The 14,238-nt window shown below is 47.9% G+C and carries 9 protein-coding genes, 1 tRNA gene and 1 rRNA gene; 6 read left to right on the top strand and 5 right to left on the bottom strand.

The features are described from left to right. Positions 1 to 1,087 (bottom strand): 16S ribosomal RNA (locus tag H6G89_RS17175); the annotation flags it as partial. 468 nt (positions 1,088 to 1,555) lie between these two features. Here H6G89_RS17175 and glyQ point away from each other — a divergent pair. From glyQ to H6G89_RS17155, 4 genes are all read left to right on the top strand, one after another. Then, a complete protein-coding gene (glyQ, locus tag H6G89_RS17170) occupies positions 1,556 to 2,443 on the top strand; it encodes a glycine--tRNA ligase subunit alpha (RefSeq protein WP_190508532.1) in 888 nt (295 codons plus the stop codon). A 172-nt stretch (positions 2,444 to 2,615) separates the two neighbouring features. After that, positions 2,616 to 3,095, top strand: a complete 480-nt coding sequence (locus tag H6G89_RS17165; RefSeq protein WP_190508496.1) for a DUF4079 domain-containing protein — start codon at positions 2,616 to 2,618, stop codon at positions 3,093 to 3,095. Positions 3,096 to 3,157: 62 nt separating this feature from the next. Further along, positions 3,158 to 5,530, top strand: coding sequence for a ComEC/Rec2 family competence protein (locus H6G89_RS17160; protein ID WP_190508494.1), 2,373 nt, complete (start codon positions 3,158 to 3,160; stop codon positions 5,528 to 5,530). 37 nt (positions 5,531 to 5,567) lie between these two features. Continuing rightward, positions 5,568 to 5,652: transfer RNA gene (locus H6G89_RS17155), tRNA-Ser, on the top strand. 19 nt (positions 5,653 to 5,671) lie between these two features. Here the strand turns inward: H6G89_RS17155 and map are convergent. Further along, positions 5,672 to 6,487 carry a type I methionyl aminopeptidase gene (gene map, locus H6G89_RS17150; RefSeq protein WP_190508492.1) on the bottom strand — a complete coding sequence of 272 codons (816 nt, stop codon included), beginning with the start codon at positions 6,485 to 6,487 and terminating at the stop codon, positions 5,672 to 5,674. Positions 6,488 to 6,616: 129 nt separating this feature from the next. Between map and H6G89_RS17145 the strand changes: the two genes are divergently transcribed. After that, positions 6,617 to 6,802: a ribbon-helix-helix domain-containing protein gene (locus H6G89_RS17145; protein ID WP_190508490.1), complete on the top strand. Its 186-nt coding sequence runs from the start codon at positions 6,617 to 6,619 to the stop codon at positions 6,800 to 6,802. Between the two features lie 66 nt (positions 6,803 to 6,868). On the opposite strand, the gene H6G89_RS17140 is transcribed toward H6G89_RS17145, so the two are convergent. Further along, complete coding sequence (locus tag H6G89_RS17140) at positions 6,869 to 7,468, bottom strand: antibiotic biosynthesis monooxygenase (RefSeq protein ID WP_199336764.1); 600 nt, start codon at positions 7,466 to 7,468, stop codon at positions 6,869 to 6,871. A 998-nt stretch (positions 7,469 to 8,466) separates the two neighbouring features. On the opposite strand from H6G89_RS17140, the gene H6G89_RS17135 reads away from it, so the two are divergent. Next, on the top strand, positions 8,467 to 9,651 hold the full coding sequence (locus tag H6G89_RS17135) for a sugar ABC transporter substrate-binding protein (protein ID WP_190508485.1): 1,185 nt from the start codon (positions 8,467 to 8,469) through the stop codon (positions 9,649 to 9,651). A 94-nt stretch (positions 9,652 to 9,745) separates the two neighbouring features. Here the strand turns inward: H6G89_RS17135 and H6G89_RS17130 are convergent, their stop codons facing one another. Both H6G89_RS17130 and H6G89_RS17125 read right to left on the bottom strand, forming a co-directional pair. Further along, on the bottom strand, positions 9,746 to 11,911 hold the full coding sequence (locus H6G89_RS17130) for a PAS domain S-box protein (RefSeq protein ID WP_190508483.1): 2,166 nt from the start codon (positions 11,909 to 11,911) through the stop codon (positions 9,746 to 9,748). An 81-nt stretch (positions 11,912 to 11,992) separates the two neighbouring features. After that, positions 11,993 to 13,633 (bottom strand): urea transporter, encoded by a 1,641-nt coding sequence (locus tag H6G89_RS17125; protein WP_190508482.1) that lies wholly within the window; start codon positions 13,631 to 13,633, stop codon positions 11,993 to 11,995. Positions 13,634 to 14,238: the final 605 nt, after the last annotated feature.

Below are 14,238 nucleotides of genomic sequence, written 5' to 3'. Positions count from 1 at the left end.
CAACTTAATGCTGGCAACTAGAAACGAGGGTTGCGCTCGTTGCGGGACTTAACCCAACATCTCACGACACGAGCTGACGACAGCCATGCACCACCTGTGTTCGCGCTCCCGAAGGCACCCCTCCCTTTCAAGAGGGTTCGCGACATGTCAAGCCCTGGTAAGGTTCTTCGCGTTGCATCGAATTAAACCACATACTCCACCGCTTGTGCGGGCCCCCGTCAATTCCTTTGAGTTTCACTCTTGCGAGCGTACTCCCCAGGCGGGATACTTAACGCGTTAGCTACGGCACTGCCCGGGTCGATACGGGCAACACCTAGTATCCATCGTTTACAGCTAGGACTACAGGGGTATCTAATCCCTTTCGCTCCCCTAGCTTTCGTCCCTCAGTGTCAGTTCAGGTCCAGTAGAGCGCTTTCGCCACCGGTGTTCTTCCCAATATCTACGCATTTCACCGCTACACTGGGAATTCCCTCTACCCCTACCAAACTCTAGTCAGTCAGTTTCCACTGCCTTTACGAAGTTGAGCCTCGCGCTTTGACAGCAGACTTGACTAACCACCTGCGGACGCTTTACGCCCAATAATTCCGGATAACGCTTGCCTCCTCCGTATTACCGCGGCTGCTGGCACGGAGTTAGCCGAGGCTGATTCGATAGGTACCGTCATCATTCTTCCCTATCAAAAGCGGTTTACAATCCACAGACCTTCATCCCGCACGCGGTCTTGCTCCGTCAGGCTTGCGCCCATTGCGGAAAATTCCCCACTGCTGCCTCCCGTAGGAGTCTGGACCGTGTCTCAGTTCCAGTGTGACTGGTCATCCTCTCAGACCAGCTACAGATCGTCGCCTTGGTGGGCTCTTACCCCACCAACTAGCTAATCTGACGCGAGCTCATCTTCAGGCCATAAATGTTTCACCTCTCGGCACATCGGGTATTAGCGACCGTTTCCAGTCGTTGTCCCCATCCTGAAGGCAGATTCTCACGCGTTACTCACCCGTCCGCCACTAGGGACCGAAGTCCCCCGTTCGACTTGCATGTGTTAAGCAGACCGCCAGCGTTCATCCTGAGCCAGGATCAAACTCTCCATTTTGATTCAGTTATCAAACTTATAAGTTCAACAACCTTTCATGTTGAGTCCTTTGGCTCCAGAACTTATTTCACTAGTTCCGGAAATTTATCTCGTTCCTTTAGGTATTACTACCCTCAGGTAATTGATTTGACGGATTATTAGTGCTATTCTGGCTTTCAAACTATTATCTTGTCTAGGTTCGGGCGTCCTCGGCTCCCTCGCTTTCGCTTGGCTCACTTCCGACGCTTGACCAATATAACGAAGTTTTCCCGAAGCTGTCAACCACTTTCTGAAAAATTTTCTGAAATTCACTAAAGAGCTTCTCTGACAAGGCTTTCAGGCTTTTTAGAGGGAGCAGATCTCTGATTCTGTTTCAGGAATTACCCGATTTTGAGTCTGATATCCAAAATAAATTCCTGTTCTGAGGTTAACGACTGGGAATTTGAGGGAGAATCGATGGGTGGTTCTGTGATGCAGAGGACGTTGGTTGTGAATTTTCAGCAGGTCATTGCAACGTTGCACCAATTTTGGGGCGATCGCGGTTGTTTGATTGTGCAGCCCTATGACACTGAGAAGGGGGCAGGAACAAAAAGCCCACATACATTTTTGCGAGCAATTGGACCAGAGCCCTGGTCTGTAGCTTATGTTGAGCCATGCCGTCGTCCGGGGGATGGTCGGTATGGCGAAAATCCGAATCGGGTGCAGCATTATTATCAGTACCAAGTCCTCATTAAACCTTCACCAGACAATATTCAGGATATTTATTTGGATTCGCTAAAGGCTTTGGGAATTAAACCGGAGGAGCATGATATTCGGTTTGTGGAGGATAACTGGGAGGATGCGGCGGTTGGTGCCTGGGGTGTTGGTTGGGAAGTATGGCTAGATGGAATGGAGGTGACTCAGTTCACCTACTTCCAGCAGTGCGGCGGATTAGATTGCCGTCCAGTATCAATCGAGATCACCTATGGGTTAGAGCGATTGACGATGTATTTGCAGGGGGTTAACTCAATTTTTGAGATTCGTTGGAATGACGAGTTGACCTACGGGGATGTGCATCTGCAAGGCGAGATTGAGAATTCTCGATATAACTTTGAGGCATCTGATTCAGAGGTTTTGTTTACGCTGTTTAATTTGTATGAGCAGGAAGCAAAACGGTTAATGGAATCGAAGTTAGTTTTACCCGCTTATGACCAGGTTCTAAAGTGTTCGCATACGTTTAATTTGTTAGATGCAAGGGGAGTTATTTCGGTGACGGAGCGGACTCGGTATATTGGCAGAGTTCGGACGTTGGCGCGACAGGTAGCACAGCTTTATCTCACACAACGGGAGGAGATGGGATTTCCGTTGTTGAAAGTTAGTACAGCCGAAGCCGCTTGAGTGGTCTTGAAATTGCAGACCAAGCAGCGGAGAGGCTTCTCTCTCAAACCCTTGTTGAACAGACATCCCCTAATTCAGCTAACTCTAGATTGTTGAATTTGCGACATTGCTTCTGTTTGGAGTTCGCATAGAATATGTTTAACATTTCTTAAGATTTGGGGAGGAGCACGTGATGTCGGAGCGTTTGAGTGAGTTATTGGAGCCGATCGCTGCCTGGTTTCGGACGTTGGGTGTGCCAGAACCGATTGTGCATTGGGGGCATCCAGCAATGATGGGAATTGTGGTTTTGGTGATGGGCAGTTTTGTTGGGTTGGCAGGATGGCGTGGACGGGTATTAACGGGTGAAGCCAGTGCGAAAAGTCGAGCAGATCACCGTAAGCTAGCTCCTTTGATGTTTTTGTTTATCGCTCTGGGTTACACAGGAGGTGTGCTGTCGCTGGTGATGCAACACAAGCCAATTTTGCAAAGTCCTCATTTCTTCACGGGATCGCTGGCATTGGTTTTATTAGGAATGAATGCCGTGATTGCGTTGACTGGGTTTGGTAAAGAGAAGGGGATAGTGCGATCGCTCCATGCCTATCTGGGTAGTGCAGCGTTGTGTTTGCTGTTTCTCCATGGGGTGTTGGGGTTAAAGTTAGGTTTATCAATCTAATCATTCATTTTTGAAAGAATAACGGGAACACTGGCAGTCGTAGAGTATTCGGGGCTGCATTAGTGACTGTCGTTGTTCTTACCTTGATATGTCTTGCCTATGTTGTGGGGTTAGTATTTACTGCAATTCCGGGCAAGTTGATCGGATTGCCATTGGGGGCGATCGCTTTGTTAGTTGGAGGGGCGATCGCCCCATTTTTAATGCCCCGATTGTGGCGATCGGGTGTGAAGCCTGGTGTATGGACGTTTGTTGGGATCGTAGGGTTCTGTGCGACGTTGTACTTTCATGTGCGCGTTCCGCAGCCAGACATTGAGGATGTCAGTAGGTTAGCGATCAGCCGTGACGTTGCTGTTGGTCAGGTGGCAGCACCAAAACCATCGACATTTGAGATTCAAGGACGCATTGAAACTGCTCCTCGCTTAACACGTAGTCAAAAGATTCAATTTGAGTTTGAGGCAAGTCAAGCTCTAGAAATTCAAGCGAACGGGCAGAGTACGGCACCTAAACGGGTGACAGGTCGGCTTTATGTTACTGTGCCGTTGCTCCAGGGAACGGGGTTATATCCAGGACAGCAGGTGGCAGTCACAGGCGTTTTGTACAAACCTCAAGGAGCCTTAAATCCAGGAGGGTTTGATTTTCAGCAATACCTGGCACGACAGGGGATTTTTGCAGGATTGCGGGGCAAGCGGGTGGATTTAATGAGTGAGCGGCGATCGCCACCCATTCTCTGGCAGATCCGGCAACGCATTGTGCGATCGCAGGTTACACGATTAGGAGTTCCAGAAGGTCCACTGGTTAGTGCAATGTTGATGGGTCGTGGCAGCGTGGATGTGTCAAGTGATGTGCGAGATGTGTTTGCCAATGTAGGGCTCGCCCATGCGCTAGCCGCATCAGGCGCACAGGTTTCCTTGCTGGTTGGGGTGATGTTGAGCTTAACAGGGCGGTTAGCGGGCATCCCTCGTCTGGGTTTATGTACGGGCGTGTTGCTGATCTATTTGGGGCTAACAGGGCTGGAACCTTCAGTTTTGCGGGCGGGGGTGATGGGGTTTGCAGCGTTGGTGGCACTGACATTAGAACGAAAGATCAAGCCAATGGGGTCGGTCTTGTTATCCGCTACGTTGTTGTTACTCTATAACCCGCTTTGGATTTGGGATTTAGGATTTCAACTGAGCTTTTTAGCAACCATTGGTTTGTTAGTCACAGTACCCGTGTTGAATCAATGGTTGGACTGGATGCCAACTGCGATCGCCCCCTTTGTAGCCGTTCCAGTTGCAGCTTATCTGTGGACACTGCCGTTGCAACTGCATGTGTTTGGTGTGGTTTCGCCGTACAGCATTGTATTGAACATTCTAGTTGCTCCGTTGATTACGGTGATTAGTTTGGGGAGTGCGATGAGTGCATTGATTGGATTGATTGTGCCTGTTGCAGGAAGTTGGGCAGCATGGCTATTGTATTTACCCACCCACTTGTTTATTCAACTGGCTGAGTTTACCAATCAATTACCGGGAAATGCGATCGCCATTGGGTCGATTTCAGGGGCTCAACTCATCGCTCTGTATGGGCTTTACGGATTGGTATGGCAGCGACCCCGTTGGCAGCGATATTGGTGGGCTGCGGGCATTGTTGCCATGGGTTTGATTGGGATTCCCATAGGCTATGCCTACACTTCAACGATACAAGCCACCGTTTTAGCCACCTCTGATGCCCCTGCTTTGGTCGTCCAAAACAAACAGGATGTGTTGTTGTTGAGTGGAGGAGATGAAGCGGATGCAACCTATACAATTCTGCCGTTTCTCAAGCGACAGGGGATTAATCGAATTCATTGGGCGATCGCCCCAACACTCAATCCAACCAGTGCAGCGGGTTGGTTCCGAATTGTGACTGGACAGTCTGTGCAAACTTATTTTGAGAATCCTGATTTTGGTCAATTGCTGGAATCATCAACCGCATCTGATTCTGCAAGTCGGGCAACCGCTCAACTCAAAGCTGCTTCAGTGATTCACCAGGAGATATTGACGCAACTGCGCGATCGCCAGGGACACTACATTCCACTTATGCCCACACAGATTGAGCCAGCCGGAGCGATGCAAATTCAGCTAGTGCAGGCAAATCCGCTAGTTCTACACCTACATATCGCAGAGCAACAATGGTTAGTGTTACAGGATCTCAGTGCAGATGCTGCACAAAAATTGATTGAAGCACAACAACTACCGCAGGCGGATGTGTTGTGGTGGAGCGGCAGTGAAATGAGTCCGTCGGTGTTAGCGCAAATTCTGCCGAGGGTGGCGATCGCCTCTCAATCCATTGCCCCCAATACCGCCGCATGGTTGCAACAACATCAGGTGCAAACCTACGTAACCAGTGAGGCTGGAGCCGTGCAATGGTCACCCCAAACAGGCTTTGTAGCCGCCTTGAATAGAGACGATGCAAGCTAGACATCGGTAAGGTGTAGAATAGGCTAAGACCGTATCTGGAGAGGTGGCAGAGCGGTTGAATGCGCTTGACTCGAAATCAAGTTTGGGGCAACTCAACGGGGGTTCGAATCCCCCCCTCTCCGTCCAATTAAATGCTTCACGTTAAGGGAGTGTCAGGATCTCGGCACCCCGCTCAGTGACGACGACTGTATGTTCAAACTGAGCAGACAAATTTCCGTCTTGAGTAACGACTGTCCAGCGATCGCCCAGTACTTTAATATCGTATCGTCCAGCATTAAGCATCGGTTCCACTGTAAAGACCATGCCAGGGCGCAACTTCAAACCAGTGCCTCGTTTGCCATAGTGAGGAATTTGAGGTGCCATGTGAAATTGTCGCCCGACTCCATGACCAACCATGTCTCGCACTACGGAAAACCCATTTACCTCTGCATGTTCCTGAATCGCGGCTCCAATATCGCCGATTCTTGCACCTGGTCGAATCGCAGCAATTCCCAACAGCATCGCTTCTTCGGTAACTTGAACCAACTTGCGAGCAGTTACAGATGGATTACCGACTAGAAAAGTTTTAGAAGTATCACCGTGATAACCGTCAAGCAGGGGAGTGACATCAATGTTGACGATATCTCCATCTTTAAGAATTTGTTTAGGGTGAGGAATGCCGTGACAAACTACCTCATTCACGCTGGTGCAAATTGACCGAGGAAAGGGTGGATGACCGGGGGGCGTGTAGCCCAACTGAGCACTGGTTGCCCCATGGGCTTGAGTCCATTGCTCTGCTTCGTCATTGAGATCTTGGGTGCTAACGCCTGGTTGCACGAGAGGTTCCAGATGTTGAAGTAATTGGGCTGCCAGTTGTCCAACTTGCCGCATCTTGTCTAATTCTCTGGCGGAAAGTAGCACAATTCCCTGGTGGGATTGTGGCTGTGGATGTTTCGTCAACAGATGAAGGTCAGTCATATCACAATTTCCGCATTATGCTATGCCATGCTAGCACAGCATAACACAGCACGGACTAGCACAGCACGGACTAGTCTGTGCCTTGTATCCTGGATAGTAGGAATACAACCATCTTGGTAGGCAATCAGAATGGGCGGAAAAACAGAACTAGATCGAGTCGTCGCTTACATTCCACCCGAATGGAAACAAGAGTTGGAAGCGTGGGCAGAGGCAGAGGAACGATCTGTCTCATGGTTGGTGGCGAAGCTGATTGACAAGGCGTTACAAGAGCGGCGATCGCAACACAACCCCTCAAAAGTAGTCAATATGCGTTGAAACCAAGAAGTATTGCTAATCCAAAATATGGCATTTGCAATGCCGGCATAGTGGCTATCGTTATTGCTATCGTTTTCGGAGGCGATCGCCTCTATTCGTTCGCTTCGTCGCAGTAGGGTACAGCCAAAAATTGAGTTGCTTCGTGAGCCAGGGCATCACCGGATAGGTTAACAACGTTGAGACAAAGGTGACTGAAATTAATAGCCCCAACAGGAATGGCAAGCCTTTGAGAAATGGACCCAACAGTGCGTTCGCCAGAAGGATAAGCGGATAAACCGCCAACACACCAACAATCACCTGTTTGTAAAAGGCAGGTTGAGGGAGTTTGCGGGATGCTGTTTGCGGCAAGGTAAACCACATCTCAAGCCCAGTGGGCAATTGTTGTTGCGATCGCGCCGAGATGAGATGGCGGGATTTGTCCATGCAGTGTTGATAAGTAGACGAGGTTAACCAGTTTCTCAAGTGAGTGTAGTTATCGAATTTCACGACGATCACGTACTCTGGGTAGTCATGGTCGCGAGGGCGAATAATCTCAACCTCTAGAAAGCCCTCAAAGGATTGAGCCGCATGGTTTATTTCTTGTGTCCAGGTTTCGTATTCTGAAATTCGATCGGGTTCAACGACTTCTGAAATGACAAGCGTAATGGGGCTAGAGGATTGCTGCATGTTCTGCATGTAAACAAAGTGCTAATCGTGAATCGTCAGTAGTTGAGGGATGATGTATTTCGCGAACTCATTTGCAGCTTTTGCAATGTGTTAGCTAATTCTGCATAAGCATTTATTGATATTACAAACTCGTTTGCAGCTTTTGCTTATGCAATAGTTACTTTTACATAAATGTCCGTTGATATTGCTTATCAGTTTGCAACTTTTGCTGATGTGTTAGTTCTGTATAAGCATTTCTTGACATTGCTGATTGATTTGTAAGTGTTGAAGATGTCAATCAACAATCCAGGCAAATCCTCAAAGCGGCAGCCGTTGAAGGGACACAATTGCTCAGATTGGGGCGATCGCTGTCATTTCTGGGTCAAGTTAGGAAGGCAAAGCTTTCAAATTTGTGTTTCTATTTCTAACTAGAAACGAGAGGGGGCAGATTTTCTACAGTACCCAAGCCGTTTCCTAAATGAGGCGATCGCCTTCAATGATCACCAACCACTACATTCATCAAGTTTTATTTTAAGTAAAAGTGTGCTAATTCAAGCCAGAAGATTTATGGATTTCATCTAGTGGAGGGATGACAAAAATAGCAATTAATTCTACGTTCTAACACTTCAACTCTTTAAATCGATTTACTTCAATTTACTTGAGTTCTTACATCAAGAAAGTGCTCAATCTAACACGTTGAAAGAGACTGACATAAGCCTAGAAGCTTATTCATAGAACATTAGAAGATCGATGGCTATCTTTGGAAATCTCTAGAAAAAAGATTTTAATACCTTTAGAGTAAGAAATTATTCTCGTTTTTCATTAGAAATGAGTTCAAACAATTGGAATGAAACCACCTTAGAGATCGCTTTTAATCATTGAGAATTGTTGCACAGCTTTTTAACTGCGATCGCTTTTTTATCAGCCTCTTATCATGAGATAAAGTGGGGATCAGGTCTTTATTGACCACATCACTTCAGTTATAAATCCTCATTTTCATCTTTCAAAACTGTAAAGCTATGCTCAAAAAACATCTATCTTCAAGTCGATTTTTCTCAGTCTTTTTAGGTAGTTTATTAGCAGCCAATGTGTTAGCTGCTTGCACAAACAATTCACCCAATGCTGACTCAAACGCAGGTGAAAATACAGGCGAAAACCAAACCACAAATGTAGCTGAAACATTTCCGGCTGCACAAGGCTGTAAAAATGTAGGCATTCTATTACCTGAAACCGATACCTCCACTCGCTGGGAAACCTACGATCGCCCCTTATTAGAACAAGAAATTAGAAACGCTGTACCGGACGTTGAGATTCAATACGCCAATGCTAATAACAATGCTGAGACGCAGCAAAACCAGGCAGAATCTGTCTTAACTCGTGGGGCTTGCATCTTAGTGATCGGTGCAAAAGACAGTCAAACGGCCTCTGCAATTGTTCAGTCAGCCAAAGCCAGTGGGGTTCCTGTGATCGCTTACGATCGCCTGATTCAAGATAACGACCTTGCTTTCTACGTCTCGTTTGACAACGTGCGAGTTGGCGAAATGCAGGGACAATACATCATTGATCAACTGAGAGCAGGCAATTATGGGTTGAAATCGGGAGCCAATGTTGTGTTGCTCAACGGTTCCCAAACGGATAACAACGCATTGCAATTCCGTCAGGGTGCATTAAACAAACTACAACCATTGTTTGATAGTGGAGAACTCAATTTGGTGTTTGACCAATACACACCCAACTGGGATTTGGGTGAGGCTCAATCGTTGATTGAAGGGGTGCTCACCCGCGAGAACAACAACATCCAGGTGGTCTATGCGGCGAGTGATATCCTCTCAACGGGGGCGATCGCCGCACTGCGTGAACAAAACCTCAACGGCAAGGTTTTGGTGACTGGACAAGATGCCAATGCATCTAACATCCAGGCAATCCTGACAGGTGACCAAAGCATGACCATCTACAAACCCATCATCGAAATTGCATCGGCAACTGCCGAGATTGTTGCAGCTTTGAGTGAAGGGACTGATACAACAGCACTCGTTAATGCAACAACCGAAACTAATGATGGAGCACAAATTCCCTCTGCGCTATCCATGCCGCAGGTTGTTGATATTAACAACATTGAGGAAACCGTGATTAAGGATGAATTCCTGACGAAGGAACAAATCTGCCAGGGATTGCCGAAGGGAACAGGCGAGATCTGCGATTAATCGTTTCGCGTCTACTGAATACAATGATTTCCGTAGGGGTTTGGCGTGCCAGACCCCTGCAAGCATTAGAGGGACTGCTGAAAGAATTTGTCTTCTACCCTTTTGTATCACCCGGATTCATTCGCCTTAACTCAGCCTGCAAATCCTGAAAATAGCTGCTTTCAGTAATAAGGTTGACCTCTTGATCGAGATATTTCTGGTCAATCTCAACTTTGAGGGCTTCTAATTGGTAACGCAATCTTTCTTCTCGGCGTTTGCGTTCCGTGATGTTCTGCACAATGCCCTCGTAATAGAGGAGCGTGCCGCGATCGTCGCGTACTGCCCGCGTACTCTCCTCCACCCAAATAATCTCCCCAGTCCTGCAATAAGCGCGATATTCAAACTCAATGACGCGACCATCCTGTTCTAAGCGTCGTTTTAATGTCTGACTCGTTTCTGGATCGACATGGATTTGCTGGTCAATGTCGGTGATAGTCTCAACCATCTCTTCGGGTGAGTCGTAGCCAAACGTGCGTGCCATGGCTGGATTAACGCTGAGAAATCGCCCTATCGGGGTCGATTGGAAGATGCCTTCAAGCGCGTTTTCGTAAATACCACGATAATTTTCTTCTGCGATTCGTAATGCCTCTTCTGCCCGCTTGCGATCGGTAATGTCGCGCACCATAATCAGCACCTCATTCTCGCCCATCACCACCACTCGCACTTCTTCGTCGATCGGCTTGCCATCTGCCATCAGTCGTTGTTCGTAGACTTGCAATGCTCTTGTCTCCAACGCTCGCTGAATCGCTTCCATCCGTTGTTGTGCCTGTTCTGGAGGCAGAGTGTCGTGGACATCGCTATTCGCCAGAATGGGAGCATTATCAAATAACTGTCGTAAGCGATCAGAACCGATCGCATTGTGAAGATAGGTGCCGTCACCACTAACCCGTAACAGCAAATCAGGAATCGCTTCAACCAGAGCACGATTGGCGGATTCGCTCTGTCGCAGCGAGTGGAACGACTCCTTAAGCTGTTTGCTCATACTGTTAAAGGAATTCGCCAACTGGTTGATCTCAGCGATCGCACTGGGATTGATCGTCTGGTCAAGATCCCCTTTGGCAATATCGGTTGATGCCTGAGAAACACGCAAAATGGGACGTGTCATCCAACGAGCCGTGAAAAAACTAATTCCGATCGCCACTGCCAGGGTCATTAAGCATAGAAAAACAGTATTGCGGGTGTTGGCGTTAATTTGTCCCATAAAATCGGCTTCGGGCACCACCACTGCAATCAACCAGTCCAACCCATACTGATCGCGAAAGGGAACCACCTCTAAAAACTGCCGTTTGCCATCCAGATAAAACTCCAATTGCTGCGATCGCTCAATGTTGTTCATGGCTCCAAAGCGATCAATTAAGTACTGCGCTGTTCCTCGTACGAGTGGGTCTTGACTGTCAGTCGCTGGCAACAGTTTTGCACTCTGCCCCTCCCCAATCATCAGGGGCTCATCTGTAGAGTTTGAGATCAAGTTGCCCTGTCGATCGACCACAAAGGCTTGTCCCGTTTGACCAATCTCTAAATTCCGCAAAAAATCTCGAAACTCTTCGGGCAACACCACATCAGTCGCACAGACTCCCAGCAGTCGTTGCCCGGTGCGGTCATAGACTGGCAGTGCAGCCGTAATATTTGGTAGACCCGTCGTAAAGGCGATATACACATCTGTCCAAATGGCGCGTTCTGCTGAAATGGCGCGTTTGAACCAGGGACGTTGTCGTGCGTCAAAGGGTTTATCAGCTTGACGAATCAGGTAGGTGCGATCGCCTGCCACATTGAGGTGATAGTAGTAGCGCAAAAAGTTATTGGAGCGGTTGCCGTAGGAGAGTTGCAAAGAGCCATCATCGGGCGATCGCAACACACCAAAAAACTCACCCCGTTGGGAACTGCCGCAATAGACAAACGCCACCGTCGGTGCAATCACCATCTGCTGATAAAGCTGGCTTTCCCCACGAGTCGCATCGATCGCATCCAGATCACCCCGTGCCAGGGCATCAGCATTGAGGCGATTGATGTCATGGGGAATTTCAAAATACCCCCGCAACTCCCGCTCAATTCGAGCAGTCACCTCACCCCGCAATTGGCTCGCCAGATCGTGAACCGCTTTTTGACCATTGCGAAATGAAAAATACCCAACCAGGCTCACTGCACTAACAATCTGCCCTACAAAGGCAACAATGAGGATGATTCGTAATGGCAGGCTTTTCGGAGGCGTTTTGATACTCATGCCTATTGGGTTATCAGGAGAAAAGGGGGACTAACCACCTTTGTAATCGTCAGTTCTTGCTTTGTCTAGGGTCGAGTTGATTCAAGTTACCAGCAACACTTCAATAAATTGGTTCCAGGTCATCGTGTGAGTGCCTGTTCGATATCGCAAAAACTCAATCTCATTCGAGGTCAAAGAAGATTCACCCACACTGTTCAACGCAACATTCATCTCATCTACTCCGATCGCCTTGTCTCCGTTGGCATCGATCGGCAAAAAGTAGGTGATAAATTCGTGAAAGTTGCTCATAAACCGACGTTGACGCAAAATAATTTCCCCAAATTCCTCAAAATCAATCTCCCCACTCCCATCGACATCCAGGGATTTAAACAGATAATTGAGCTCTTCATCTGACCAGACTTGACCCGATTGATGCAGGTGGTGAGTCAATTCTTGAGTGGATAACGTGTTGCTGTGGTTCGTGTCGATCGCATCAAATAAGTATCGCAGATCACCTCGCACCGATGCTGGTGCTGACTCAAATAAAAACCGCCGCTGCTCCCCCAACATAGCAATTTCAAGCTGGCGACGAAAGTTAGAAATGATGTCTTTAGCCAAATGAAAGCGTTGCAGATGCTCTTCAGGACTGGTAATTGCCGAGAGGTCAACCGGGACTTGAGACGGGAGCGATCGCCGCAAGATCGTAAACGCCACAATCGTCACCAGACAAAACGCCAGCGTCAAACTGGGCAACCCCAACGGGCTAAACAACAGGCTTAACACACCCCCTACCAACCCCGATATAAACGCACATGCCAACCCAATCAATACACTCCGCAGATTGGGTGCATAAAAGATCCCGCCAATGGCGATCGCCGTTAACACCGCATTGTAGCCCCACAACCCCGTGTAAAGAGCCGTTGGGCTAACCCCCATGATGAAGCCCGCCAAGACACCCAAAATAGAACCGAGCAAGCCCACCAATGCTCCTAAGGGAGTGCAAATTGCGATCGCCACAAAGATCAGTAAAGCCGCGATCAGATCATCCACCAAAAAAACCTGTCCAAACCCTGTCAATAGCGACTCCGCCAGTGGAACCGGATCAAGCGGTGCCGTCACCGCAGGACTTGCCACTGACCGTGCAAAGAGAGCGGGAAAGAGCAGTGGGGCGATCGCCAAAAAACCAATCGTCACCAGATTAAAAGGCACCGTCAAAGCAGGGCACTTTAAAGTCGTCACGATCCACAGACCCAACGTTTTTAGCAGCCAGGTTGTCAGAGCTGAGAGAACAATAATTGCGATCGCCCATGCCAGAAAATTGCTCGCATTAATTGCCCCAAACGTCGCCAGTGCCGCTCCGACAAGAATACCGTTATAGCCGAAAATGCCATTGCGAATCGCTTCTCGATCCAACTTGAGCCACATGGCTGTCAGGGTTGAAGCAATTCCACCCAGCAATCCCATCCCTCCGACCCAGGGCGACTGAAACAACAACGCCAACAAGATTAGTAAGCCACTCACTGGATTGTTGACAAAAATAACTTGTCCAATTCCACGCAAAATGGCATTAACGAAATCCAGAGTAGGGCGTTTGATCAGAGCTTGATTCAATGACTGCATCGTGCCCAACGCAGGAATCAAATCACGCTTGCGTTGGGAGGATGGCTCCTGAGCCATCAGTACCCTCGCCATTAACTCATGAAGAGGTAATGGCTCCGGCTTGGAAGATGCATCATTCACCATGGCTAACGCAGTTATGGATAAAGGATTGTGTAAATTTCAGTAATTTTACAGAGCAACATAGAAATAAAAATAACTGCGATCGCGCCCTGTGAAAACTAGACTACGAGCTTCTTAATATTTTCTCTTGAAGTAATTTATATTTGAGCCATTACCTCTGCCTTAAGCTTTCTGACCAAAGCTATCAAATCAAAACCCCTTAGAATCTGCGAATTGAATCAACCCGCAACGGTACGAGCAGGTTTCGCAGACCAATCTGCGCAAAAATAGCGGTTTCAACCATCCAAACCCTGAACCAAACTCAGGTTACCTTAAGAAGAGAAAGCACAGATGTGCGATCCCAGTTGAACACCTACCTTAAACCCCTACCTGCATGGAAACAATTGATTGGATGACCGTACTACCGGGTGCCTTAGCGATCGCCATCTTCCTGGGCGGAATGCTGATGATGTTCACCGATCTTTTTACCAAAAAGAATAAAAGCTAATCGAGCAGGAAAGAAGAATCAAGAATGAAGGATGAAAGGTAAAGGATGGAGGATGAAGGATAAAGGATAAAGGATGAAGGATGAATAGTTCGCTCTTTATTCTTTGTGTCTCACTTGTGTC

It is taken from the genome of Oscillatoria sp. FACHB-1407 (assembly GCF_014697545.1).
GTDB lineage: Bacteria > Cyanobacteriota > Cyanobacteriia > Elainellales > Elainellaceae > FACHB-1407.
The sequence above is the reverse complement of the archived record's forward strand: the minus strand, read 5'-3'. Positions and strand labels throughout refer to the sequence as shown.